24 protein-coding genes and 1 pseudogene are annotated in these 23,047 nt (G+C 71.2%); 10 read left to right on the top strand and 15 right to left on the bottom strand.

Annotated elements, in window-relative coordinates; genetic code table 11:
• Positions 1-7: 7 nt before the first annotated feature.
• Entirely contained in the window at positions 8-457 is a 450-nt protein-coding gene (locus ACRAWC_RS26835; protein WP_431350247.1) for an FHA domain-containing protein, read from the bottom strand.
• Positions 458-515: 58 nt separating this feature from the next.
• Positions 516-1,145 carry a CDP-alcohol phosphatidyltransferase family protein gene (locus tag ACRAWC_RS26830; protein WP_431350205.1) on the bottom strand — a complete coding sequence of 210 codons (630 nt, stop codon included), beginning with the start codon at positions 1,143-1,145 and terminating at the stop codon, positions 516-518.
• Positions 1,146-1,207: 62 nt separating this feature from the next.
• On the opposite strand from ACRAWC_RS26830, the gene ACRAWC_RS26825 reads away from it, so the two are divergent.
• From ACRAWC_RS26825 to ACRAWC_RS26810, 4 genes are all read left to right on the top strand, one after another.
• Positions 1,208-2,509, top strand: a complete 1,302-nt coding sequence (locus ACRAWC_RS26825; protein ID WP_431350204.1) for a DUF1295 domain-containing protein — start codon at positions 1,208-1,210, stop codon at positions 2,507-2,509.
• A gap of 97 nt (positions 2,510-2,606) precedes the next feature.
• On the top strand, positions 2,607-3,089 hold the full coding sequence (locus ACRAWC_RS26820) for a hypothetical protein (RefSeq protein ID WP_431350203.1): 483 nt from the start codon (positions 2,607-2,609) through the stop codon (positions 3,087-3,089).
• Positions 3,086-3,472: an RNA-binding S4 domain-containing protein gene (locus ACRAWC_RS26815; protein WP_431350202.1), complete on the top strand. Its 387-nt coding sequence runs from the start codon at positions 3,086-3,088 to the stop codon at positions 3,470-3,472. Before ACRAWC_RS26820 ends, ACRAWC_RS26815 begins: the two co-directional genes overlap by 4 nt.
• Positions 3,472-4,281 (top strand): DUF72 domain-containing protein, encoded by an 810-nt coding sequence (locus tag ACRAWC_RS26810; RefSeq protein ID WP_431350201.1) that lies wholly within the window; start codon positions 3,472-3,474, stop codon positions 4,279-4,281. The genes ACRAWC_RS26815 and ACRAWC_RS26810 overlap by 1 nt, the downstream gene beginning before the upstream one ends.
• Here ACRAWC_RS26810 and ACRAWC_RS26805 read toward each other — a convergent pair.
• Both ACRAWC_RS26805 and ACRAWC_RS26800 read right to left on the bottom strand, forming a co-directional pair.
• Positions 4,278-4,667, bottom strand: coding sequence for a VOC family protein (locus ACRAWC_RS26805; RefSeq protein ID WP_431350200.1), 390 nt, complete (start codon positions 4,665-4,667; stop codon positions 4,278-4,280). The genes ACRAWC_RS26810 and ACRAWC_RS26805 overlap by 4 nt on opposite strands.
• Before the next feature lie 33 nt (positions 4,668-4,700).
• Complete coding sequence (locus ACRAWC_RS26800) at positions 4,701-5,648, bottom strand: J domain-containing protein (RefSeq protein ID WP_431350199.1); 948 nt, start codon at positions 5,646-5,648, stop codon at positions 4,701-4,703.
• Positions 5,649-5,760: 112 nt separating this feature from the next.
• Here ACRAWC_RS26800 and ACRAWC_RS26795 point away from each other — a divergent pair, with 112 nt between their 5' ends.
• Complete coding sequence (locus ACRAWC_RS26795) at positions 5,761-6,144, top strand: glyoxalase superfamily protein (RefSeq protein WP_431350198.1); 384 nt, start codon at positions 5,761-5,763, stop codon at positions 6,142-6,144.
• Here the strand turns inward: ACRAWC_RS26795 and ACRAWC_RS26790 are convergent.
• From ACRAWC_RS26790 to ACRAWC_RS26765, 6 genes are read right to left on the bottom strand one after another with little or no spacing between them, the layout of a single operon-like run.
• Positions 6,141-7,028: a prenyltransferase gene (locus ACRAWC_RS26790; RefSeq protein ID WP_431350197.1), complete on the bottom strand. Its 888-nt coding sequence runs from the start codon at positions 7,026-7,028 to the stop codon at positions 6,141-6,143. The genes ACRAWC_RS26795 and ACRAWC_RS26790 overlap by 4 nt on opposite strands.
• Positions 7,025-7,402 (bottom strand): lycopene cyclase domain-containing protein, encoded by a 378-nt coding sequence (locus ACRAWC_RS26785; protein ID WP_431350196.1) that lies wholly within the window; start codon positions 7,400-7,402, stop codon positions 7,025-7,027. The genes ACRAWC_RS26790 and ACRAWC_RS26785 overlap by 4 nt, the downstream gene beginning before the upstream one ends.
• Positions 7,399-7,728, bottom strand: a complete 330-nt coding sequence (locus ACRAWC_RS26780) for a lycopene cyclase domain-containing protein (protein WP_431350195.1) — start codon at positions 7,726-7,728, stop codon at positions 7,399-7,401. Before ACRAWC_RS26780 ends, ACRAWC_RS26785 begins: the two co-directional genes overlap by 4 nt.
• Entirely contained in the window at positions 7,725-9,386 is a 1,662-nt protein-coding gene (gene crtI / locus ACRAWC_RS26775; protein ID WP_431350194.1) for a phytoene desaturase family protein, read from the bottom strand. The genes ACRAWC_RS26780 and crtI overlap by 4 nt, the downstream gene beginning before the upstream one ends.
• 11 nt (positions 9,387-9,397) lie before the next feature.
• The gene (locus tag ACRAWC_RS26770) at positions 9,398-10,321 is read right to left on the bottom strand and encodes a phytoene/squalene synthase family protein (RefSeq protein ID WP_431350193.1); all 924 of its coding nucleotides are present in this window, start codon (positions 10,319-10,321) and stop codon (positions 9,398-9,400) included.
• Positions 10,318-11,496, bottom strand: a complete 1,179-nt coding sequence (locus ACRAWC_RS26765) for a polyprenyl synthetase family protein (protein WP_431350192.1) — start codon at positions 11,494-11,496, stop codon at positions 10,318-10,320. The genes ACRAWC_RS26770 and ACRAWC_RS26765 overlap by 4 nt, the downstream gene beginning before the upstream one ends.
• A gap of 72 nt (positions 11,497-11,568) precedes the next feature.
• Between ACRAWC_RS26765 and ACRAWC_RS26760 the strand changes: the two genes are divergently transcribed.
• On the top strand, positions 11,569-12,126 hold the full coding sequence (locus ACRAWC_RS26760; protein WP_431350191.1) for a MarR family winged helix-turn-helix transcriptional regulator: 558 nt from the start codon (positions 11,569-11,571) through the stop codon (positions 12,124-12,126).
• Here ACRAWC_RS26760 and ACRAWC_RS26755 read toward each other — a convergent pair.
• Positions 12,107-13,608, bottom strand: a pseudogene (locus ACRAWC_RS26755) (SDR family oxidoreductase). The gene ACRAWC_RS26760 and the pseudogene ACRAWC_RS26755 sit on opposite strands and share 20 nt — an antisense overlap.
• Before the next feature lie 89 nt (positions 13,609-13,697).
• On the opposite strand from ACRAWC_RS26755, the gene ACRAWC_RS26750 reads away from it, so the two are divergent.
• Positions 13,698-14,039, top strand: a complete 342-nt coding sequence (locus tag ACRAWC_RS26750) for an ATP-dependent DNA ligase (protein WP_369962945.1) — start codon at positions 13,698-13,700, stop codon at positions 14,037-14,039.
• Positions 14,040-14,153: 114 nt separating this feature from the next.
• Entirely contained in the window at positions 14,154-14,336 is a 183-nt protein-coding gene (locus ACRAWC_RS26745) for a hypothetical protein (RefSeq protein WP_431350190.1), read from the top strand.
• 68 nt (positions 14,337-14,404) lie between these two features.
• Here the strand turns inward: ACRAWC_RS26745 and ACRAWC_RS26740 are convergent, their stop codons facing one another.
• Positions 14,405-15,316 (bottom strand): sigma-70 family RNA polymerase sigma factor, encoded by a 912-nt coding sequence (locus ACRAWC_RS26740; RefSeq protein WP_431350189.1) that lies wholly within the window; start codon positions 15,314-15,316, stop codon positions 14,405-14,407.
• Positions 15,317-15,578: 262 nt separating this feature from the next.
• Here ACRAWC_RS26740 and ACRAWC_RS26735 point away from each other — a divergent pair, with 262 nt between their 5' ends.
• The gene (locus ACRAWC_RS26735) at positions 15,579-17,000 is read left to right on the top strand and encodes an MFS transporter (RefSeq protein WP_431350246.1); all 1,422 of its coding nucleotides are present in this window, start codon (positions 15,579-15,581) and stop codon (positions 16,998-17,000) included.
• Between the two features lie 18 nt (positions 17,001-17,018).
• Here ACRAWC_RS26735 and ACRAWC_RS26730 read toward each other — a convergent pair whose 3' ends face one another.
• Positions 17,019-17,984: a DNA topoisomerase IB gene (locus ACRAWC_RS26730; protein ID WP_431350188.1), complete on the bottom strand. Its 966-nt coding sequence runs from the start codon at positions 17,982-17,984 to the stop codon at positions 17,019-17,021.
• A complete protein-coding gene (locus tag ACRAWC_RS26725; protein ID WP_431350187.1) occupies positions 17,981-18,886 on the bottom strand; it encodes a Ku protein in 906 nt (301 codons plus the stop codon). Before ACRAWC_RS26725 ends, ACRAWC_RS26730 begins: the two co-directional genes overlap by 4 nt.
• Positions 18,887-18,972: 86 nt before the next feature.
• Here ACRAWC_RS26725 and ACRAWC_RS26720 point away from each other — a divergent pair, with 86 nt between their 5' ends.
• Positions 18,973-21,423: an ATP-dependent DNA ligase gene (locus ACRAWC_RS26720; RefSeq protein ID WP_431350186.1), complete on the top strand. Its 2,451-nt coding sequence runs from the start codon at positions 18,973-18,975 to the stop codon at positions 21,421-21,423.
• On the opposite strand, the gene ACRAWC_RS26715 is transcribed toward ACRAWC_RS26720, so the two are convergent.
• On the bottom strand, positions 21,410-22,981 hold the full coding sequence (locus ACRAWC_RS26715) for a bifunctional phosphatase PAP2/diacylglycerol kinase family protein (protein ID WP_431350185.1): 1,572 nt from the start codon (positions 22,979-22,981) through the stop codon (positions 21,410-21,412). The genes ACRAWC_RS26720 and ACRAWC_RS26715 overlap by 14 nt on opposite strands.
• Positions 22,982-23,047 lie beyond the last annotated feature (66 nt).

The following is a 23,047-nucleotide window of genomic DNA, read 5'->3' as shown; positions in this document are numbered from 1 at the left end:
TGGTTCGTTAGTTCTTCGCCGCGGCGGCGAGGTCTTGCCGTGAGGCGTAGAACGTGAGGCGGAACTTGCCGATCTGGACCTCGGACGAGTCGCTCAGCAGCGCGCTCTCGATGCGCACGCCGTCGTAGTACGTGCCATTGAGCGAGCCCAGGTCGCGGACCTCGAAGGCCGTGCCGCGGCGCGTGAACTCCGCGTGGCGGCGCGAGACGGTCACGTCGTCGAGGAAGATGTCGGCGTTGGGATGACGCCCCGCGCTCGTGACGTCGGAGTCGAGGAGGAACCGCGCGCCGGTGTTGGGACCGCGCCGCACGATGAGCAGTGCCGAGCCGGACGGCAGCGCCGCGATCGCCTCCTGCTCCTCGGGGCTGATCTCCCCGTCCATGGGGAACATCTTGGAGATGAACTCCTCGCCGAAGCGCGCCGTCGTGTCCTCGTTCCCCGTCGCGGCTTCGCGCAGGGGGTTCTCGGCGTCGCGGCCGTCGTCAGCAGCAGAAGCCCATCCAGGGTAGTTCTCGTCAGGCACCGTCAACCTCCTCGTGGTCAAGCCTATCGGAATGTGGCCCGCTGTCATCGGCCGGAAGGCGGATGACCCGGGCGGTCTCCCGAATGTAGACGATGCCGGCCCACCAGTAGAGGAAGGCGCCCCAGAGCGCGAAGGCCCAGCCGAGCGGCAGCGAGTAGGGCGCGAGAGGGTCGAACGCCTCGCCGAGCATGAGCAGCGGCAGTGCCCAGAACAGGCAGAACGTGGCGACCTTGCCGAGGTGGTGGACCGGCAGCGGGCCGTAGCCGTGGTTCGCGAGGATCACGCCGAGGACCGCCAGCATGACGTCGCGCGCGACGATCACCGCCACCAGCCACCAGGGGATGACCTCCCGCCAGGCGAGGCCGACGAGGGCCGCGAAGATGTAGAGCCGGTCGGCGGCCGGGTCGAGGAGCTGCCCGAGCCGTGAGATCTGGTTCAGCTTCCTGGCGAGCCAGCCGTCCAGGAAGTCGGTGATGCTGGAGACGACGAGGACGAGGAGGGCGAGCGCGTCCTCCCCCGTGATCACGAACGCCAGGAACACCGGCACCAGAGCCAGCCGGAAGAAACTGAGGACGTTCGGGATCGTCCACACGCGCGAGCTCACCGCGCCGACACCATCCACGATTCCACTCTACTGACCGTGGTCCTCCCGTCGAGGGCGGTCTGGGACCCTAGGATGTGGGCGTGGAGCCCTTCTCCCTGTGCCTCTGGATCCTCGCGGGCGTGTGCGCCGCGACGTGGGTGCTGTCGCTGATCACAGGCGAGCACTCCTGGGTGGACCGGATCTGGTCCGTCGTGCCGGTCGTCTACGTCTGGGTGTTCGCGATCGCGGCCGGTCTCCAGGACGCCAGGCTCGACCTGATGGCCGGGCTCGTGACGCTGTGGGGCGCGCGGTTGACCTTCAATTTTGCGCGCAAGGGCGGTTACGCGCCGGGTGGCGAGGACTACCGCTGGGAGGTGCTGCGCGGCCGGATGGGCCCGGGCGCCTTCGCGGTGTTCAACCTGTTCTTCATCGTGATCTACCAGAACGTGCTGCTCCTGTTGATCGCCCTCCCGGCCTGGACCGCGTTCCAGCATCCGACGCCGCTGAACGGCTTCGACGTCGTGTGCGCCGTGCTGTTCCTGGTGCTGCTCGCGGGCGAGACGATCGCCGACCAGCAGCAGTGGGACTTCCACCAGTGGAAGAAGGCGGAGGTCGACGCAGGGCGCGAACCGAGCCCGCGCTTCCTGCAGACCGGGCTGTTCCGCTATTCGCGGCACCCGAACTTCTTCTGCGAGCAGGCCCAGTGGTGGGTGGTCTTCCTGTTCGGCTGCGCCGCGGCGGGCTCGCTGCTGCAGTGGACCGTGATCGGGCCGTTGCTGCTCACCGGGCTCTTCATCGGCTCGACGGTCTTCACCGAGAGCATCTCGCGCTCGCGCTACCCCGAGTACGCGCAGTACCAGCGCCGCACGTCGCCGGTCGTGCCATGGTTCCCGCGCCGCGGCGGGAGGCCGTCACGGCGCGGTCGTGACCGCGCGCGCCGGCCGCGGGAAGGCCTCCCGCATGTGGTCGGAGTCGAGGTAGTCGGCGACGCCGATGAGGATCAGGCTGAACACGATCTGCTCGGTGACCATCCAGAACGGGTAGAGGCCCGGGATCGCCGCGATGACGAGCGTGACGACGGGGAAGATCTTCGCGAACAGCCGCAGCCGGGAGTAGGCCCAGTAGTAGCCCTTCTGCGCGCGCCAGGCGAAGTAGAACAGTGTCACGGTCATCCCGAGCACGACGACGGAGCGCATCCAGACCGCGAACGGGACCGGCGCGCCGTCGAAGGTGAGCACCGAGGCGATGACGACGGCGGTGGTGCCGACGACGAGCTCGGCGACCAGCAGCCAGGCGATGACGACGAACGCGCGGCGCGTGCGCGGGTGGTCGCGCCCCTCCTCCGGGACGGTGTAACCGGCGTGGCGTCCGCCCGCGATCCGGTCGAGCCGTCGGAGCAGTGAATCCATGTATTCACGTTAACCCGCCACGGCTGGGAGGCTGTTCACTCTCTGGATGTCACGGCCGCCTTTCGATGGATCGAGCGCGTACCGTGGAGGCATGTCGTGCATCCGCTTCAACACCCCCGCGCAGCGCCAGGCGATGCGCGATCACCGCCCGGCGATGCTGACGGCAGAGGAGGCCGCCGCGCTGCACCCGGCGCCGGAGGTGACCGAGAGCAAGCTGCGGAGACTCCGTCTGCTCGCCGCCGACCCGAACCCCAAGATCCGGGAAGCCGTCGCGTCCAGCTACAACACCCCAGTGGACCTGTTCGAGACGCTCGCGAAGGACCCCGACGAAGGTGTGCGGGGCTGTGTCGCGAAGAACGAGACGACGCCGTGCGACATCCTGCGGGCGCTCGCGACCGATCGGTCGGAGACCGTGCGCGGGTGGGTGGCGGTCAACTACTCCGTGCCCGCCGACGTCATGGAGGCGCTGGCGAGCGACCGCAGCAGGACGGTGCGCAGCCTGGTGAAGTGGAAGGCGTCGCTCGCCGAGGAGGCGGAGGCGGAACGCTCCGCGGAGCCTTCCGCCGCGCGATGAGCGGGACCGCGCCGGGCGGCGCGACCGCCGTCCGCGTCGACGCCTGGGCCTGGGCGGTGCGGCTCTACAAGACGCGCTCGGCTGCCTCCGACGCGTGCAAGGCCGGGCACCTCAAGGTGAACGGCGACCGGGCGAAGCCCTCGCAGCAGGTGAAGGTCGGCGACGAGGTGCGCGCCTACGTCGGCGGCTCCGAGAAGATCTACATCGCCCGCCGGCTGATCGTGAAGCGCGTGGGCGCGGCGATCGCGGCGGAGTGCTTCGAGGACCGCACGCCTCCCCCGCCGCCGAAGGCCGAGACCCCGTCGGACGTCACGCGCGAGCGCGGCGCCGGCCGTCCGACCAAGCGCGACCGCCGCCTCCTGGATCAGCTCAGGGGCCGCTGATGGCGCAGGCGCGGGTGGGCATCTCGGGATGGACGTACGCGCCCTGGCGCGGCGCGTTCTATCCGAAGGGCCTGCCGCACCGCGCCGAGCTCGAGTACGCCTCCGAGCGCTTGAACTCGATCGAGCTCAACGGCAGCTTCTACGCTCTGCAGAAACCCTCCAGCTACCGCAACTGGGCGGCCAGCACCCCGGACGACTTCGTGTTCTCGGTCAAGGCCGGCCGCTACATCACGCACATCCTGCGGCTGAAGAACGCGCGCGGCGCGGTCGCCAACCTGTTCGCGTCGGGCGTGCTGACGCTCGGACCCAAGCTCGGCCCGCTGCTCTGGCAGCTCCCGCCGACCCTGCAGTTCGACCCGGAGGTGCTGGACGACTTCCTCGGGATGCTGCCGGCCACGACGGCCGCGGCCCGCGCGCTGGCCGCCGACGCGACCCTGGAGCAGGACCGGACCGATTACTCCGGCACCGACGACCGCCCGCTCCGTCACGCGGTGGAGGCCCGGCATGCGAGCTTCGCCGACCCGGCCTTCTCGCGCATCTGCCGCGACCACGGTGTCGCGGTCGTTCTCGCGGACACGGCGGGGCGCTATCCGGTGCTGCGCGAGACGACGGCGGACTTCGTGTACGTGCGGCTGCACGGCGACGAGGAGCTGTACGCGAGCGGGTACTCGGACGAGGCGCTGGACCGCTGGGCCGGCGAGCTGCGCGGGCGGCTGAGGGAGGGCCTGGATGTGTACGCGTACTTCGACAACGACCTGAAGGTGCGCGCGCCGTACGACGCGATGGGACTGCTGGCGCGGCTGACTTAGCCCGCGAGCACCGACATCACATTGCCGGCGGGGTCGCGGAACCAGGCGATGTCCGGCCCGCGGTTCGCCGCGCGGCCACGGGCGACGCCCTTCTCGTCGGTGGGCAGGTCCTCGTCGTCGTAGATCTTGGTGACCACGCCCTTGGCGTTCAACTCGTCGACCGCGGCGTCGATGTCGTCCACCGCGAGGTTGAGGATGGTGAAGCTCGCCGGGGTGTGGTCGGGCTTCGGGTAGACGAAGACGTGGCCGCCGCTGGGGAGGGCGATGTCGAGGTTGCCCATCGGACCCTCCGTCACGTCCAGGCCGAGGGCGTCGCGGTAGAAGTCGCGGGCGGCGTCGATGTCGTTCACGCTGAAGCCGCTGAAGATGTCGATTGCGTTGACCATGCCGCCAACTCTGCCGCGGGATCCCGGCGGCGTCTAGACGAAGCGCACGGCTTCCTGCAGCCGCGGCCGCAGTTCGAAGGCGCGGTCCACGCTCGCGCGGCCCGCCGCGTCGGCGCCGTCGCGGAGGATCTTCGGCAGCAGGGACCGGCGCACCACCGTGGCTCCGGCCAGCCGGCCGCGCTGGACGACATCGAGCGGCACCGCCAGGGCGTCGTCCGGGACGACCACGATCAGGCCGGTGAAGCGGACGCCGGCCTGGCGACCGAAGCTCTTGGCGGAGTTGTGGAGTTCGTGGAAGGGCTCCTCGTCGTGCGCGATCCCGGAGCCGACCAGCTCACCCTTGGCCAGCTTCACCGGGCTGCCCCAGTCTGCGGAGCGGACGGCGAACAAACCGGCCGGCCCGAGGACGATGTGGTCGAGTTTCGCGTCGGTGGCCGGGTGCACGGCGACGTCGTTCCAGATCGTGAAGCCGATGCCGAGACCGGAGACGGCGCGGGCGGTGGCCTCCTCGGCGAGCGCCTCCGCCAGCAGCATGCGGATCTCACGCGGCGCCGAGCGCACCAGCGCGGGGTCGTACGGGTCGGCGAGATCCGTGCCGCGGCCCATCCATTCGCGCATCAGGGTGAGGAAGCGCTCGCGGGCGCGGCCTCCGGGGTGGCCGTAGCTGCGTGCCCGGACCGTCGGCCCGCGGCCCGCCGACCGGGTGGGGTGCACGGTGGCGCTGAAGCCGCCGCCGCCCGACTCGCCGGAGACGGCGTCCATCACCAGGGACTCGCCGCGGTCGTAGCGCGCCCGGTCCTCCGGGTCGCCGACCTGCTCCCAGGCGTACTGGACGGCTTGGAACGCCTCGGCGGTGCCGCCGGTGTCCGGGTGGGTGAGTCGGGCGAGCCGGCGGTAGGCGCGGCGCAGCTCCTCCTGGCTGACGGTCGCGCTGACGCCGAGCACCTCGTAGGCGCTCGGCGCGGCGGGACTGTCACTCATGGTTCCCGAGAGTAGCGGTCGGATCCGTGGATTCGCTCGATTTTGATTGAGGACGGAATGTGACCGCATGCCGCAATAGCCTGGATTCACACCGACCGGAAGGGCAGGAAACATGACCATCAGCGACTGGCGCATCGAACTCATCATCGTCCCCGTCAGCGACGTGGAGCGGGCCAAGGCGTTCTACGTGGACGCGCTCGGCTGGAACGCCGACTTCGACCAGCGCGTCTCCGACACGCTCCGGTTCGTGCAGGTGACGCCTCCCGGCTCGGCCTGCTCGATCGCGTTCGGCGAGGGGCTGACCGACATGGAGCCGGGCACGATGAAGGGACTGCAGATCGTCATCCCGGACGCCGACGCCGCGCTCGAGCACCTGCGCGGCAACGGCATCGACGCGCAGGGCGTCGACGAGCAGGCCTGGGGCCGGTTCATCTCCTACACCGACCCGGACGGCAACGGCTGGAGCCTCCAGCAGCTCGTGCCGCAGAACAGCTAGCGGGCCGACCCGAGCGCGTAGCCGATCAGCAGCAGCGTCACCACGAATCCACTCGCGTAGTTGATCCAGAGGAAGCGCCGCCAGCCACGGTTGGCGGCGCTCGCACGCGTGTCGGGGACCGACCAGTAGGGCGCGGCCGTGAGGATGTACGGGATGGCCAGCACGGCGGCGAGCGTGCCCGGCCACGCGGTGCCGAGCATCGCGATACCGGCGGCGGCCCAGGCCAGGATGGCGAGCCGCGTGGTGCGCGCGGCGCCGAGCGCGGTCGCGATGGACGCGATGCCGGCCTGCCGATCGGGTACGACGTCCTGCACCGCGCCGAACGCGTGGCTGCCGACGCCCCACAGGAAGAACGCGAGCAGCAGCAGCCACAGCGCCGAAGTGAAGGCGGCGCCGGCGAGGACGAGACCGTAGAGCGCCGGGCTGACGAAGTGAAAGCTGGATGTCGCGGAGTCGAGGAACGGGACCTCCTTGAACCGCAGCCCCTTCACCGAGTACGCCAGCACCGCGAAGACGCTCGCGGCGAGCACCAGCCACGACAGCGGTGCACCGACCACGATGAGGAAGACCAGGAACGGCACGTTCGTCACGGCGGCAGCGAGGAGCGTGCGCCGATGCATGCCGCGGTCGAGCAGGGCGCCCTCCGCGCCGCCTTTGCGCGGGTTGCGCAGGTCCGACTCGTAGTCGAACACGTCGTTCACCCCGTACATCGCCAGGTTGTACGGGATGAGGAAGTACACCGTACCGACGATCAGCACGGCGTCGACCCGGCCGGTGGTCACCAGGTACGCCGCGGCGAACGGGAAGGCGGTGTTGATCCAGCTCAGCGGGCGGGAGGCGAGCAGGAGCTGGCGCGCGGCGGACGGCGCGACCGTCGTGGTCATCGGCGGCTCCGAGCGTGGGTGCGTGCGTCCGCCGTCGATTCGCGGGTGCTGCCCGACTCGTGCGGCCTCGGCCGGAGCAGCAACCAGAGCCCCGGGAGCAGCATGAGCCCCGCGACCGGATACGCCAGGTCCTCGACCGGGACGAGACCGAGGTGCGCTCCGGAGATCGCCGCAGCAGCGTATGTCATCAGGCCGGCCGCGATCATGAGGTTGTCGAAGACGGCCGTGAGCACCACCAGCACCACACCGGCGACGACGGCCGGGACGGTCCAGCGCCGCACGAGGCGGGCGCGTTCCGGCGCGCGGACGAGGCCGACGACGAGAACGGCCGCGGCGAGCGCGAGGAACGCCGCGCTGAGCAGCGGGTAGGTCATCCGTGCTCCCGCCGGTCGAGCAGCGCGCGCGTCCCGAACAGGAGGACCAGCGTCAGATAGCAGAGGAAGGCCAGGAAGACCGGCTCCTCCAGCGGGAGCTGCGGCGCGAGCTCGATGCCGGTCATGAACGGCGACCGGCCGCGGGCGAAGACGCCGAGCGCGATGCCGAGCACGTCCCAGGCCAGGAAGAAGACCAGCCCGGCCGCGAGCGTCAGGGCGGCCCTCCGTGCGGCGCCGCCGCGCCAGAAGACCAGCGCGAACCGCCGGTCGAGGATCACCAGCGCGCCGAGCGCGACCAGCAGGCAGGCGAGGTAGGCGAGGATCACGGGACGCGCTCCCCCGCCGTGACCGGGTGCAGCGGCTCCGGCAGCGGCGCCGCACTGTCGTCGCCGCGGAGTCGCTTGAGCACCAGCTCCGCGCTGATCAGGCACATGGGGAGGCCGATCCCCGGGATGGTCGACGACCCGGCGTAGAGGAGGCCGTCGACTCGCTTCGACGCGTTCCCCGGGCGGAAGAACGCGCTCTGCCGGAGGGTGTGCGCGAGCCCGAGGGCACCGCCCATCCAGGAGTTGAAGTCCTGCGCGAAGTCGTCGGGGCCGACCGTTCGGCGCAGGACGATCCGGTCGGCGAGGTCCGGGATGCCGGCCCACGCGCCGACCTGGGCGACCGCGGCGTCGACCGTCTTCTCCACGAGCCGGTCGCCGGCGCCGTCCACCCCGCCGCGGCCGATGGAGACATCGGCGGCGACGGGGATGAGCAGGAAGAGGTTCTCGGAGTCCTCCGGAGCGACGCCCGGGTCGGTCGCGCTCGGCTTGCAGACGTAGAGGGATGCGGGGTCGGGGAGGACCGTTCCCCGGCCGAAGCCGCGCCGGGCGCCGTAGATGCGCGCGAAGCCGGCCTCCCAGTCGGTGGTGAAGAACAGGTTGTGATGGGTGAGCTCCGGAAGGGCGCCGCGGACACCGAGCATCGCGAGCACCGCGCCGGGCCCGGGGTCGCGTCGGTCCCAGCTCCGCTCGGGATGGGTGCGCAGCGACGGCGGCAGCAGAGCGGTCTCGGTGTGGTGGAGGTCCGCGGCCGAGACCACGACGTTCGCCTCCGCGACTCGCGAGCGCCCCGCGGCGTCGACGTACTCGACGCCTGTCGCACGCGCGCGGCGCCCCCGTCCCGGTTCCGTGCGGATCGCCGTGACCCGCGCCCCGGTCACCAGCTCCGCGCCCGCGCTCTCGGCGAGCGCCGCGATCCGCCGGATCAGCTCGGTGAAGCCGCCCATCGGGTAGCGGACGCCGTCGTCGAGGTCGAGGTGGCTCATCAGGTGGTACATGCTGGGCGCCCGGCCGGGCGACGTGCCGAGGAAGACCGCCGGGTAGCCGAGAAGCTGGCGGAGACGGGTGTCGCGCACGAAGCCCGCGGCGTAGCGATCGAGCGGTTCGAGCAGGAGACGCGCCAGGCGCGCGGCGCGGCGGAGGACCGCCGGGTCCAACAGCGCCCCGGGCGTGGCGAAGGTCGCGTAGAGGAAGCGGTCGACCGCCAGCCGGTAGGTCTCGGCCGCGCTCTCCAGGTAACGGTCGAGCGCAGCCGCGGCGCCCGGCTCCAGGCTCTCGAACAGGGCACGGTTGCCCCGGCCGTCTGCCCGGACGTCCAGCGGATCGCCGCCGGACTCCGCGAACAGCCGGTAGCCCGGGTCGAGGGTGACCAGGTCGAGCTGCTCGGCGGCGCTCGTTCCGAGCAGCCGGAAGAAGTGGTCGAACACCTCCGGCATCAGGTACCAGGACGGTCCGGTGTCGAAGCGGAAGCCGTCCGCCTCCCACAAGCCGGCCCGGCCGCCCAGCGCGTCGCGCTGCTCGAGGAGGGTGACCCGGCGGCCGTCCCGCGCGAGCAGCGCCGCGGTGGCGAGCCCGGCGATCCCGCCCCCGACGATGACGACACGATCGGTGGCGACACGATCGGCGACGATCCGGTCGGCGTCGATCCGGTCGGCGTCCATCGGGCGCTCCGTCACCGCAGCGACCCGGTGGAGGCCCGCAACAGGATCGCGAGCTTGACCCCGTTGGGCACCCGCACCCGGCGCGTGAGCAGCTCGGGGGCCGGGGTCTGCCGGATCCGGTCGCTCAGCTCGGAGAACAGTCCGTGGGCGGCGGCGATGGCACGCCGGCAGTTCTCGGGCAGCTCCGGGATGGCGTCGGCCGCCGCGCCCAGGTCGCAGTCGATGTCCACCACGAGCGCGAGCTTCTGCCGCTCGGTGAGGCGTGCCGGGTCGATGCCAGGGAAGTAGCTGCGGCCGAGCTCGGCGTAGTCGACGGCGAGGTCGCGCAGGAAGTTGATCTTCTGGAACGCCGCCCCGAGCCGGCGTGCTCCGGCCTCCAGCCGGCGCCGGGTCGCGTCCGGCACGGGCGAGTCGGCGAGGAAGACCGCGAGGCACATCAGCCCGACGACCTCCGCTGAACCGTAGACGTAGGCGCTGAGCTCCTCGGCGGTGAAGTCGACGGGGTCGAGGTCCCGGCGCATGGAGGCGAAGAACGGCCGGGTCAGCTCGGCGCCGAAGCCGGCCGATCGCGCCGTGCGGGCGAAAGCGTGCACGACGACATTGGCGCTGTAACCGGTGCACAGCGCCCGCTCGGTGTCGTCCTCCAGAGCGCCGAGCACGTCCCCGATCTGCTCGCCGGTCAGCCCGGCCTCGGCCGCCGCCCCGTCCACGATCTCGTCGGCGACCCGGACGAGCGCGTAGACGTCCTCGACCCGGGGGCGGACGGACGGCGACAGCAGCCTGGTCGCCATCCCGAACGAGGTGGAGTACTGGTGGATGATCGTGGCAGCGCTGCGGTGCGCGGCCCGGCTGTAGAGGGTGAGGTCGGTGTCGGAGGCAGAGGCGGGCAGCCCGTCCGGCGAGGTTCCGGACGCCGACGGCTCGGTGCGGGTCATGCCGCCCTCCCGACGCAGCCGCGTGCGACGCCGGTGAGCGTCGCCGCGAGCGCGGACGGCAGCAGCGGGGTGTCCAGTGCGGCGACGGCCGCGGCCACGTGATCGGCCAGGAGACGCTCGGCGAAGGCGCGCGCGCCGCAGCGTTCGAGGCCCGCTGCGAGCTCCGCGGTGCCGTCGGGGCCGAGGTCGTCCCGCCCGAACAGCGGCTCCAGGTCGGGCCACTGCGCAGTGCCCCGGGCGAAGGCGATGAGCGTGGTCTCCTTGCCCTGCTGGAGGTCGCCGACCACGGTCTTGCCCGTCACGGTCGCGTCGCCGTACACCCCGAGCAGGTCGTCGCCGAGCTGGAAGGCGACGCCCACCAGCCGGCCGTAGCGGGCGAGCAGCTCCACGACATCGTCGCCCGCGCCCGCGAGCAGGGCGCCCGCGGCGAGCGGCCCTGAGACCGAGTACTCCGCGGTCTTGGAGGCGGTCATCGCGAGGACATCGGGCAGCCCACTCGCGGACATCCCGGTGGCCAGTCCGACATCCGCCAGCTCCCCCGCGGCTGTGACGAAGACGGCCTGGTCGATCAGGTCGAGCAGCCGCGCGCGCGTGGCCTCCGCGACAGCCAGGCGCGCGATGTGCTGGGCGGCGGCGTGCAGCAGGAGGTCGCCGGCGAGGATGGCCGCGGACTCTCCCCAGAGCCGGGCGCGTGGGATCCCGGCTCCCCGGAAGAGAGCGTCCGCGCTGAACTCACCGGCGACGTTCGGACGGCCGCGGCGCACGGTGTCGCCGTCGATCACGTCGTCGTGCAGCAGGAAGGCGCTGTGCAGGAGCTCGAAGGCGACGGCGGTCTGGACGGCGGCGGCACGGCCACCGTCAGCGATGTGATCCTGGTCGGCAGCGCGGTCAGGGTGATCTGCGCGCCCGAAGCCGGCCAGTCCGTGGAACGCCGACAGCACGAGCCGGGGCCGCAGCCGCTTGCCGCCGCGGGAGGACTCCTCGACGGCCTGCCATAGGCGGGCGTAATCCTCGCCGTACGCCGCAGCGCCGTGCGCTCGGGCGGAGAGGAAGGCGGACAGCTCGTGCTCGACCGAGCGCAGGTCGGTTTCGACGGGGTCAGGGGCCGGGACGTCCCCGGCCGAGACCTCCGGATCGGGGTGGTGCTCCGTCAGTTCGGGGCGAAGCTGGGTCATTCCCACCTCCTTTACCTAGCCTGGTTAGCAAATAACTTAGCACGCTTCTTACGCGGGGAATAGGATGTGCCCATGAGTTCGAAGGATGAGGCCCGCCGCATCTCCGGGTCGCTGATCGACCCGCGGGTGATCGACCCGCGGCAGGAGCTCGTCCGCCACGACGACCTGAGCGAGGAGGAGCTGCAGCAGGTCATCGGGGTGCTGGACGCCGTCCGCGGCTGGCGGGAGGCCGAGCAGCGCCTCAGCTTCGAATCGCGCACCGCGATGCAGCTCAACGAGACCGATATGAGGGCGCTGCGCTACATCATCGCGTCCATGAACGCCGATGTGGCGGTGACCGCCGGCGCTCTCGCCGAACATCTGCACATCTCGACGGCCTCCGTCACGAAGCTGCTCGACCGGCTGGAGCGTGCGGGCCACATCGTCCGCAAGCCGCACCCCACCGACCGTCGCGCGGTCACGGTGGAGATCACTCCGGAGACCCACCGCCAGGTGCGCCGCACGATGGGGCTGCAACACGCCAGGCGCTTCGAGGTCGCCCGGGCGCTCAGCCCCGGGGAACGCGACATCGTCACCCGCTTCCTCCACGACCTCAGCGCGACGACGCTCGTCACGGCCCCGCCGGAGTGACTCCGTCCCCGGGCCTGGAACGTGACGCCCGCTCGGCCTCCACGACGATCCGCTCGGCCATCCCGGCGAAGATGATCCCGTGGAACGGAAGGATCGCCAGCCAGTACAGCCGGCCGGCGAGCCCGTGCGGGAAGAAGACGGCGCGCTGACGGTACCGGGACCCCGTTCCGTCCGGCGTGACGCCCAACTCCAGCCAGGCGAGACCGGGGACCCGCATCTCGGCACGCAGCCGCAGCGCCGATCCGCGCTCGATGGCCTCGACGCGCCACCAGTCGAGGGCGTCGCCGGTCTGCAATCGGTCGGCGTCGCGCCGGCCGCGGCGCAGGCCCACCCCGCCCGCCAGTTTGTCCAGCCAGCCGCGGAGAGCCCAGGCGAGCGGGAACGAGTACCAGCCCCGGTCGCCGCCGATCCCCTCGATCACCCGCCAGACCTCCTCGGGCGGCGCCGTGCTGGTCCGCTCGCGCACGTCGGCGAAGACGGTGTGGCCCGACCAGTCGGGGTCGCTCGGCAGCGGATCGCTGGGCGCCCCGGACACCGAGGCGTCCTGCCAGCTCGTCTCGACCGTCCCGGCACGCAGCCGCGCCAGCGCCAGACGGACGGACGCGCGGTAGCCGGTGAGGCCGCCCTCCGGCGGGGGATCACCACGTCGATGTCGTGGTCGCGCATCACGCAGTCGTATTGCAGCGACTCGATGATGGGAACAGCGAGCGCCCGCGGGATCGGCGTGACCAGGTTCACCCACTGCGACGCCAGCCACGGGGTGAACACGGGCAGCGAGGCGATCGGCCGCTGCCGCAACCCGGCCTCCAGCGCGTAGCCGTTCATCATCTGCCCGTAGCGGAGGATGTCGGGGCCGCCGATGTCGAAGGCGCGGTTCACCTCCGGCGGCAGCTCGGCGGCCGCCAGCAGATAGTGCAGCACGTCGCGCACCGCGATCGGCTGGATGCGGTTGCGGACCCAGCGCGGCGCCGGCATGTACGGCAGGACGTCGGTCAGCTGCCGGATCATCTCGAACGACGCCGAGCCCGAGCCGATGACGACACCGGCCTGCAGCACGACGGTGGGTACGCCGGAGTCCAGCAGGATGCGGCCGACCGCGACGCGGGAGCGCAGATGCCGGGACAGCGGGCCGTCGGGGTGCAGCGCGCCGAGGTAGACGATCCGGCTCACGCCCGCCGACGCGGACGCCTCGGCGACCGAGCGCGCTCCATCCGCCTCCTCTTCGTCGAAGTCGCCGGTCGCACGCATCGAGTGCACGAGGTAGTAGACGATGTCGATGTCGCGCACGGCCTCCGCGACGGACGCGCGGTCGTGGAGGTCGCCCTTCACCACCTCCACGTCGGGCGCCCAGGGGACGTCGGTGAGTTTGAGGGGCGAGCGCACCAGCACCCGCACCCGGTAGCCGCGCTCCAGGAGGCGGGGCACCAGCCGGCCGCCGATGTAGCCGGTGGCGCCGGTGACGAGGACGCGTCGAGGTTCCACCGTGCGACCATACCCCCAGCACGGGAGGCCTCCGCGCGGTTTCCCGCGTCGAATGCATGCATTCAGGGGGATTCCGGTACGGTTCTCGCATGGGCAAGCTCGTTTACGGCGGTACGACCGAGATCGGATTCGAGGACCGAGTCCTCGCGCACCTCCAGATCGTGGTCGGACTCAAGCTGCGGCGCAAAGAAGGCTTCTTCTTCTCCTGGCGCGACGAGCAGGGCGTCGGCGACGGCCGGAGCGCCATCTGGGTCGACCCGGCCATCCCGCTGCTGTTCCGCTACAGCGGCGGACGTCAGCCGTCGATCAACAAGCAGTGGCTGGAACAGCTCACCCTCTCCTCCAACAGCGCCCAGGGCCTCCAGCTCACCGAGGAGATCGGCGCGCTCGGCGCCGACGAGGTCAACGCCGACTCGCCTCCCGGCCGCTGATCCCCGCCGGGCGGCATCCTCGCCGCCAACTCGCTGAGAGAAGTCCGGCGATGCTTGATCGCCGCGGAGTCCGCTCCTATCCTGGCCGTGATCGTGGCAGAACGGAGGCGCGCCATGACACCGGAACCAGAAGAACCACTCGCGGCCGCCGGTCCGGCCGAGGCTCCCGTGGCGGAGACCGTCGCGGCCCCTGCCGACGCGGAGGCCGGCGCGGACGAGGCGGCATCGGGCGACCACCCCGGCGACATCCCGTTCGAGCAGGCGGCCGCGGAACACGAGAACCCCGCGCTCGGCTGAGCACGGGGTTCCCGTCATCGCGTGGGCGCTGCGGTCAGCCCAGGTGGGCGCTCAGCGCAGGTGGGCGGTCAGCGCAGGTATTCGAGCAGCTCAGGGCTGCGCAGGCGTTTGAGGCTGCGGGTCTCGAGCTGGCGTACGCGCTCGCGGGTGATGCCGTAGACCGCGCCGACCTCGTCGAGGGTCATCGGCTTCTGGCCGTCGAGGCCGAAGCGCATCCGGACGACCTTGGCGTCGCGCGGCGGCAGCTCGCGCAGGCGCTCCTCCAGATCGCGGTGACGGAACTCGACCTCCACCGACTCCGACGGGCCGGGGGCGTCGCCGTCCTCGATCAAGTCGCCGAGCTCGGCGCCCTCGTTCTCGCCGACCGGCACGGCCAGCGAGACGGTCTCGGAGTCGCTCATCTGCAGCTTGTGCACCTCGGCGGGGGTCAGGTTGGCGGCGTCCGCCATCTCCTCCAGCGTGGGCGTGCGGCCGAGCTCGCCGCCGAGGTCACGGCGGATGCGGTCGAGCTTGTCGATCTTCTCGACGGTGTGCACCGGGATGCGGATCAGGCGGGCGGTGTCGGCGATGCCGCGGAGGATCGACTGGCGGATCCACCAGGTGGCGTACGTGGAGAACTTGTTGCCGGTGCGGTAGTCGAACTTCTCGACCGCGCGCACCAGGCCGAGGTTGCCCTCCTGGATCAGGTCCATCACCGCGAGGCCGCGGCCGGCGTACCGCTTCGCGATGCTGACCACGAGGCGGAGGTTCGCCTCGATGAAGCGCTCGAAGGCGCGCTTGCCGTCGTCGGCCAGGTACTGAAGCTCGCGCTTCTCTCTGGGGGTCAGCCCCGGGCGGGTCGCCAGGCGTTCGCCGGCGAGCACGCCGATCTCGATCCGCTTGGCCAGGGCGACTTCCTCGTCCGCCGTCAGCAGTCGGGTCCTCCCGATGGAATTGAGGTAGTCGCGAACTGGATCATTGGTCACTTCGAGCGTCGTCATCGTGTCATCCCATTTCGTCGTGCAGGTGTTTTCTGCCTCGATTCGTGAGTCAACGGTGTCAGAATGCGCATTCCCCCAACAAGGGGTTGACAAGGGTGGTAGCACTCGCTAGGCGTGTCGCTTGCTTTCACGCAAATATTCGGTTGTCAAGGGCCTGTCGTCGGAGCGGTTCGCTCGTACTCTCCTGAAAATGAGCGTGCATTCATCCGATTCCCAGGGTTCGGTGGGCCTCAAGACCATCCGCACCACCATCCCGGCCCGGCTGGACCGCCTGCCATGGTCGCACTTCCACTGGCTCGTCGTCGTCGGGCTCGGCACAGTGTGGATCCTCGACGGCCTCGAGGTCACCATCGTGGGCGCGATCGCGAGCCGGCTCACCGAGAAGTCCTCCGGCCTCGGCCTGACCACCGCGCAGGTCGGCCTCGCTGCGGCGATCTACGTCGCCGGCGCCTGTGTGGGAGCGATGGTCTTCGGCTACCTCACCGACCGGTTCGGGCGTAAGAAGCTCTTCATCGTCACGCTCGGCCTCTACCTGCTGGCGACCGTGCTCACCGCATTCTCGGTCGCGCCCTGGATGTTCTTCGTGTTCCGCTTCTTCACCGGAGCCGGCATCGGCGGCGAGTACGCGGCGATCAACTCCGCGATCGACGAGCTCATCCCAGCCCGCCGCCGCGGCGTCGTCGACCTCGCCATCAACGGCTCGTACTGGCTCGGCACCGCGTTCGGCGCCGTCCTCACCGTGTTCCTGCTCAACACGGCGATCTTCCCGGCGAACATCGGCTGGCGAATCGCCTTCGGGCTGGGCGCGGTACTCGGCCTGGTCATCCTGCTCGTGCGCCGGAACGTGCCGGAGTCGCCGCGCTGGATGTTCATCCACGGCCGCGATGAGGCGGCCGAGAAGGAAGTCGCGGAGATCGAGCGCGACATCGAGAAGGAGAGCGGCTCGCAACTGGAGACCGTGCCCGACGACAAGGGCATCGAGATCCACCAGCGCCGGTCGACCGGGTTCGGCGAGATCATCCGGGTGGGCATCCATCAGTACCCGAAGCGGTCGATCCTCGGGCTGTCGCTGTTCATCGGGCAGGCGTTCCTCTACAACGCGGTATTCTTCACCTACGCGCTGGTGCTGACGAACCTGCTGAAGGTGCCGGCCGACATCGCACCGTGGTCCCTGCTCCCGATCGCGATCGGTAACTTCCTCGGTCCGCTGGTGCTCGGGCGACTGTTCGACTCGGTGGGCCGCCGGTTCATGATCACGCTGTGCTACGTCGGTTCCGGCGTGCTGCTCATCGGCACCGCGCTGCTCTTCTCCGCGGGTGCACTCGACGCGGTCTGGCTGACGGTCTGCTGGATGGTCGTCTTCTTCTTCGCCTCGGCGGGCGCCAGCGCGGCCTACCTGACCGTCAGCGAGATCTTCCCGATGGAGACCCGGGCGATGGCGATCGCGTTCTTCTACGCGGTCGGCACCGCCGCGGGCGGCATCATCGGCCCGATCCTGTTCGGACAGCTCATCAGCGGCGGCGTGCAGGCGATCGCGATCGGCTACTACATCGGCGCCGGTCTGATGATCGCGGCGGGGCTGGTCGAGCTGTTCCTCGGCGTGGACGCCGAGCGCAAGTCGCTGGAGGATGTGGCGGCTCCGCTGTCGGCGGGCACGCCGGCGCAGTCGGCCGCGAAACGGTAGGCGGCGAAGCGGCCGGCGTCAGCTCAGGAGTTCCAGCAGCGCCGGCTCGGGGGCGCGGCCGCCGCGGGTGTCGATGACCTCCCCGGCCCGGTAGCGGTCGAACACGCGCGGGTCGATGTAGCTGTTGCGCGCGATCGTCGGCGTGTTGCCGAGCGCGTCCGCGGCCTCGGCGACGGCGGCAGTGACCCGCTTCGCACGTTGCGCCTCCTTGTCGGCCACCCCGAGCTCGGCGAGCGCCTGCGCCGCGACGATCGTGCCGTGCAGGGTCCGGAAGTCCTTGGCCGTGAACTCGCCGCCGGTCTGCCGCTGGATGTACTCGTTCAGCGATGCCGGACGGATGGTGTGCCAGGTCCCGTCCTTCCATGACAGCAGCCGGGAGCGCTGGCCGCGCGCGGCGACGATCTCCGCGAGCAGTGCGGCGAGGTCGGCGTCCTGGATGGTGCTCGCCCACTTCTGCGCCGACTTCGCGGGGAAGGTCAGGGTCACCTCGTCGCCGTCGATCGCCGCGTGCCGGCAGAGCAGCGTGGTGAGGCCACGGCTGCCGTTGGCGTGGAGGTACTCCTCGCTGCCGATCCGGAGGCTGCCGAGGTCGATGATGCGGAACGCCGCCGCCAGGATGCGGTCGCGGTCGAACCCCTCCTGCCGCAGGTCCATCGTGACCTTGCGGCGAGCGCCGGGAAGCGTTTCGGCGAGCTGGGCGGCGCGCTCGAACTTGATCCGGTCCTGACGCAGCCGCCAGGACTCGTGGTAGAGGTACTGCCGCCTTCCGGCCGCGTCCGTCCCCACCGCCTGGATGTGGCCACGCGCGTCCGGGGAGATCCAGACGTCCTTCCACGCGGGCGGGATGACGAGCGAGCGGATGCGCTCCAGCTCGCGCTCGTCCACGATGCGGTTGCCCGCCACGTCCTCGTAGACCGGACCCTTCGCGGAGCTGCGGCGGGCATAGCCCGGCCCGGACGGGTCGCTGCGGCGCAGGCGCGTCACGCGGGCTTCTTGGTCTTCGCGGGAACCTTCTTCGTGGGTGCCTTCTTCTCCTTCGCCGCAGGCTTCTTCTCGTCGGCCTTCCCCGAAGCCGCCGCCTTCGAGGACCCGCCTCCCCTGCTCCGCTCGACGCTGCGCTGCAGCGCCTCCATCAGGTCGATGACTTCGCCGCCGCCCTTCTTGGCCTCCTCCTGGTCCTCGCCGAAGGTCGCGGCGGTGTCGATGGTCTCGCCCTGCTCCAGCTTGGCGTCGATCAGCCTGCGCAGCTCGTCCTGGTACTCGTCGCTGAACTTCTCCGGCTCGAAGTCGCCCGCGAAGCTCTCCATCAGGGCGGAGGACAGCGAGAGCTCCCGCTCGGTGATCCGCGGCGTGGTCTCCAGCGACGGGAACTCGGCCGCGCGGATCTCGTCGTGCCACAGCATGGTCTGGAGGACCAGCACATTGCCGCGCACCCGCAGCGCGCCGAGCCGCGTCTTCTGCCGGAGCGCGAAGTTGACGATCGCGGTGCGGTCCTCGTCCTCCAGCGTCTTGCGCAGCAGTGCGTAGGCCTTCAGCGACTTGGAGTCCGGCTCCAGGTAGTAGCTGCGGTCGAACATGATCGGGTCGAGCTGGTCGTTCGGCACGAACTCCACGACGTCGATCTCGCGGCTGCGCTCGGCCGGCAGCGACTCCAGGTCCTCCGGGGTCAGGATCACCGTCCGCTCGCCGTCGTCGTACGCCTTCGCGATGTGCTCGTACGGGATCGTCTTGCCGTCGATCTCGCACACGCGCTTGTACCGGATGCGCCCGCCGTCGGCGTCGTGCACCTGGTGCAGCGCCACGTCGTGGTCTTCGGTCGCGCTGTAGACCTTCACCGGCACATTGACCAGCCCGAAGGTGATGGCTCCCGTCCAAATGGCCCTCATGGGACCATCGTGTCCGCGCTTCCGCGGAAACTCAACAGTGGAAGCGCTATCTGCCAGGGAGGGCACGGGCGGCGTACGGTGTTCGCATGGCGGCGGAGGACACCGAGACGGTCTCGATCGACGGGCATCGGCTGAAACTGACGAACCTCGACAAGGTCATGTACCCGGACACCGGCACCACCAAGGCCGACGTCATCGGCTACTACAGCGCCATCGCCGACGTGATGATCCCGCACACCCGCGACCGCATCGCCACCCGCAAGCGCTGGGTCCACGGCGTCGGCACGCCGGAGAAGCCCGGCGAGGTGTTCTTCCAGAAGAACCTGGACCCGGCCTCCACCCCGGGCTGGGTGAAGACGCGCACCATCCGGCACAAGACCAGCGAGAACACCTACCCCCTCGTGAACGACCGCGCGACGCTGGTCTGGCTGGCGCAGATCGCGTCGCTGGAGCTGCACGTGCCGCAGTGGCGCGTGGGCCGCGGCGACACGCGGCACAACCCGGACCGCCTGGTGCTCGACCTCGACCCGGGCGAGGGCGCGACGCTGCAGGACTGCGCGGAGGTCGCCCGGCTGGCCCGCGCCATCCTCGCCGACATGGGGCTCGACCCGCTCCCGGTGACGAGCGGGTCCAAGGGCATCCACCTCTATGCGCCGCTGGACGGCTCGCAGACCAGCGATCAGGTGTCCGCGGTGGCGCACGAGCTGGCGCGGGCACTGGAGGCCGACCATCCCGACCTCGTCGTCAGCGACATGAAGAAGGCGCTGCGCACAGGCAAGGTGCTGGTCGACTGGAGTCAGAACAACGGGGCGAAGACGACGATCGCGCCGTACTCGCTGCGCGGGCGCTTCCGGCCGACCGTCGCCGCGCCCCGGACCTGGCGCGAGCTGGCCTCGAAGGACCTGAGGCACCTGGAGTACACGGAGGTCCTGGAGCGGGTGAAGCGCCGTGGCGACCCGTTGGCGGACCTGTCGGCGGGGCGCGCGGCAACCGGGGAACCGGCCACGGCCGAGACCGACCGGCTGACGACCTACCGCTCGAAGCGCGACGCCGACAAGACGCCCGAGCCGGTGCCGTCGGTCAGCCCGGACGCCGCGGACGGGCGCTCGTTCGTCATCCAGGAGCACCACGCCCGGCGGCTGCACTGGGACTTCCGGCTGCAGCACGACGGCGTGCTCGTGAGCTGGGCGCTGCCGAAGGGGCCGCCGACCGACCCGAAGCAGAACCACCTCGCCGTGCACGTGGAGGATCACCCGCTGGAGTACGGCACATTCGCCGGCGACATCCCGCACGGCGAGTACGGCGCCGGCCACGTCGACATCTGGGACCACGGCGAGTACGAACTGGAGAAGTGGCGCGACGACGAGGTCATCGCGACCCTGCACGGGCAGCCCGATGGCGGCCTCGGCGGCGAGCCGCGGAAGTTCGCCCTCATCGCGACGAAACAGGGCGGCGACGAGAAGAACTGGCTCATCCACCTGATGAACCCAAGCACTTCCCCAGCCATCGCTTCCTCACTTCCTCCCGCAAAACGCCGTGTTCGAGCGGGAGAAAGTGAGGAACGGATTGCTGGGGAAGCCGTGTCGCCGATGTTGGCCACGCTGGGCTCCAGGGGCGACATCCACGACGAGTCGGAGTGGGCGTTCGAGATGAAATGGGACGGCATCCGCGCTGTCGCCGTGGTGCGCGACGGCGCCCTGCGCCTGACCACGCGCAACGGCAACGACATCACCGGCACCTACCCCGATGTGGCAGGCCTGGTCGGCCTCGCGGGCGACCACGACCTGGTGCTCGACGGCGAGATCGTCACGCTGACCCCGAAGGGCCGGCCCGACTTCGGCCTCCTGCAGACCCGGATGGGCCTCACCCGTCCCGCGGAGGTGCGCGCGGCGGCCGAGCGCGCGCCCGCCCACTACTTCGTGTTCGATCTCCTTGGGCTCGACGGCGAGGACCTCCGAACGAAGACCTACGACGAGCGCCGCGCCGCTCTGGAGGACACCCTGCGCCCGCCCAAGGACGACCCGGTGCAGGTGCCGCCGGCCTTCGCCGGTGACGTCGACCACGCCATCTCCTCCTCCCGCGAGCTGGGCCTGGAGGGCGTCATGGCCAAGCGGCGCGACGGCACCTACGCGACCGGCCGGCGGTCCCGCACCTGGATCAAGATCAAGCATCACCTCACGCAGGAGGTCGTCATCGGCGGCTGGACCCCCGGCAACGGCCGTCGCGCGAACGGCATCGGCGCTCTGCTGCTCGGGATCCCTGACGGCGACGGGCTCCGTTATGTGGGCAAGGTGGGCACCGGCTTCACCGACGCGATGCTCGACGACCTGGCGAAGAAGCTGGCGGCGCACCCGCGAACGACTCCCCCGCTGGCGGGTGTGCCCGCGCTCGACGCGCGCGGCGCGCACTGGGTGCGGCCGGAGTACGTCGGCGAGGTGGAGTTCGCCGAGTGGACGGGCACCGAGCGGCTGCGTCAGCCGTCGTGGCGCGGCCTGCGACCCGACAAGCGCGTCGACCAGGTCGTCAAGGAGAGCTGACCGGCGCGTACACGGCCAGTCCCGCAGGCAGGATGCGCAGGTCCAGGCCGTCGCCGGGCGTCGTGGTGGAGGCCTCCCCGTCGTGGGCGTAGCCCGGGTCCTCACCGCGCGTGCGGAGGGAGATCCGCTCCGCGGTGAAGCCGTCGATCACCGGAGGCCCCTGCAGGAAGGGCAGCCGCGCCACCAGCGTGTCGGTGCGCCCGCCGAACGCGAGCGCGACCGCGCCACGGGTCTTCGGAGTCCGCCCGGCGTCGAGGATGCGGATGTCCAGCAGGCCGTCGTCCAGCCGACGTCGTTCGATCGGGGCGACGGTGACCGGGTAGTAGCGGTCGACCCCGATGAACACCGACCAGACCGACCGGGGGCGGCCATCGACCTCCAGGTCGATCGGCGTGCTCTTCCGCACCACCCGGATGGCCGCGATCACGGCCGCGAGCGGCTTTCCCCAGCGACCCTCGTGCCGCTCCCGCTCGGCGACGAAGGCCGGATAGACGCCGACGGAGGACGTGTTGAGCACCGTCCGCGTCACGGCGTCGCCGTCGCTGCCCGCCGGGAGCCGCAGCTCGGCGACGTCCACGTGCCGTCCCGTGCCCGCCTCGAACGCGGCGAGCGCGACCTCCAGCGTGTCTGCTCCGATCGCTTTCGCGAAGTGGTTGAACGTGCCGCCAGGGAGGACGAGCAGCGGGAGGCCGGCCAGGCGCGCTTCGTGGGCCATCGCCGCCACCGTCCCGTCGCCGCCGGAGACGCCGAGCACCGCGGGCGGCTCCGCCGAGCCCAACTGCTGCTGGACGAGCGCGGCGATGTCGTCCCCCTCCTGGAGCTCGTGGACGCGGGCTTCGGGGAATCGCTCCGCGAGCAGGGGCCGCGGGTCCGGCCGGCCGAGCCCCGCGCCCGAGCCGGGGTTGACGACGATGAACGCGCCGGCGCCGCGCACGAGCACCGGGAGCCGGACTGCCGATGCAGTGGGGGCGCGGCGATACGCGGCCGGCCGGAGCCGACGGACCGCCGGACCCAGCGCCTTCACGAGCAGGGCCGCGCCCGCGCCGATGGCGGCGCCGCCCGCGACGTCCGAGAGCCAGTGCGCCCCGGTGTGCAGCCGCGAGTAGCCGACGCCGGCGGCGAGCGGGGCCAGAGCGGCGCCGGCAGCCGGGGAGTCGAGCGCGACCCCGGTCGCGAACGCCGCGGCGCTCGCGGCGTGACCGGACGGGAACGACGGGGAGGTCGGCGAGCGGTCCAGCCGCCGCGCCAGACGGATGGAGGCCGGCGCGGGCCGATCGCCGCCGACGAGCTGCTTGCCCACGACGTTGGCGACCAGACTGGCGATGCCGAGCGAGACGAGCCCGCGGGCCGCCGCCCGCGGCTTGCCGAGTGCGACGAGCACAGCGGCGGCGGCGAACCAGAGCTTGCCGTGGTCGGCCGCGCCGCTGAGCAGGCGCCAGAACCGGTCGGCGCCCGGCCCGGTCGTGCGACGGTCGATGCGGCGGGCCGCCGCCGCGTCCGTGCGGACGACGCGGCCGGGCAGGCTGAGCCGGGGCCTCCGGCGGTGGTCGGCAGACATGGCTTCCAACGTACCCGCCCGGTGCCGGGCCGGAAGCGTGCGCGGCCCCGCCCGGGCGGGCGGTAG

This window comes from Leifsonia sp. L25, assembly GCF_050632895.1.
Note: the sequence above shows the minus strand (reverse complement) of the source record. Positions and strands in the feature narration are given on the sequence as shown.

Excerpts from the sequence above, each read along its gene's own strand:
- crtI (WP_431350194.1), bottom strand. The coding sequence starts at position 9,386 with ATGGACGCCGACCGGATCGACGCCGACCGGATCGTCGCCGATCGTGTC.
- ACRAWC_RS26750 (WP_369962945.1), top strand. The coding sequence starts at position 13,698 with ATGGGCAAGCTCGTTTACGGCGGTACGACCGAGATCGGATTCGAGGAC.
- ACRAWC_RS26720 (WP_431350186.1), top strand. The coding sequence starts at position 18,973 with ATGGCGGCGGAGGACACCGAGACGGTCTCGATCGACGGGCATCGGCTG.
- ACRAWC_RS26770 (WP_431350193.1), bottom strand. The coding sequence starts at position 10,321 with ATGACCCGCACCGAGCCGTCGGCGTCCGGAACCTCGCCGGACGGGCTG.
- ACRAWC_RS26740 (WP_431350189.1), bottom strand. The coding sequence starts at position 15,316 with ATGACGACGCTCGAAGTGACCAATGATCCAGTTCGCGACTACCTCAAT.
- ACRAWC_RS26805 (WP_431350200.1), bottom strand. The coding sequence starts at position 4,667 with ATGGTCAACGCAATCGACATCTTCAGCGGCTTCAGCGTGAACGACATC.
- ACRAWC_RS26745 (WP_431350190.1), top strand. The coding sequence starts at position 14,154 with ATGACACCGGAACCAGAAGAACCACTCGCGGCCGCCGGTCCGGCCGAG.
- ACRAWC_RS26765 (WP_431350192.1), bottom strand. The coding sequence starts at position 11,496 with ATGACCCAGCTTCGCCCCGAACTGACGGAGCACCACCCCGATCCGGAG.
- ACRAWC_RS26760 (WP_431350191.1), top strand. The coding sequence starts at position 11,569 with ATGAGTTCGAAGGATGAGGCCCGCCGCATCTCCGGGTCGCTGATCGAC.
- ACRAWC_RS26725 (WP_431350187.1), bottom strand. The coding sequence starts at position 18,886 with ATGAGGGCCATTTGGACGGGAGCCATCACCTTCGGGCTGGTCAATGTG.
- ACRAWC_RS26790 (WP_431350197.1), bottom strand. The coding sequence starts at position 7,028 with ATGACCACGACGGTCGCGCCGTCCGCCGCGCGCCAGCTCCTGCTCGCC.
- ACRAWC_RS26815 (WP_431350202.1), top strand. The coding sequence starts at position 3,086 with ATGAGCGGGACCGCGCCGGGCGGCGCGACCGCCGTCCGCGTCGACGCC.
- ACRAWC_RS26800 (WP_431350199.1), bottom strand. The coding sequence starts at position 5,648 with ATGAGTGACAGTCCCGCCGCGCCGAGCGCCTACGAGGTGCTCGGCGTC.
- ACRAWC_RS26820 (WP_431350203.1), top strand. The coding sequence starts at position 2,607 with ATGTCGTGCATCCGCTTCAACACCCCCGCGCAGCGCCAGGCGATGCGC.
- ACRAWC_RS26810 (WP_431350201.1), top strand. The coding sequence starts at position 3,472 with ATGGCGCAGGCGCGGGTGGGCATCTCGGGATGGACGTACGCGCCCTGG.
- ACRAWC_RS26785 (WP_431350196.1), bottom strand. The coding sequence starts at position 7,402 with ATGACCTACCCGCTGCTCAGCGCGGCGTTCCTCGCGCTCGCCGCGGCC.
- ACRAWC_RS26715 (WP_431350185.1), bottom strand. The coding sequence starts at position 22,981 with ATGTCTGCCGACCACCGCCGGAGGCCCCGGCTCAGCCTGCCCGGCCGC.
- ACRAWC_RS26795 (WP_431350198.1), top strand. The coding sequence starts at position 5,761 with ATGACCATCAGCGACTGGCGCATCGAACTCATCATCGTCCCCGTCAGC.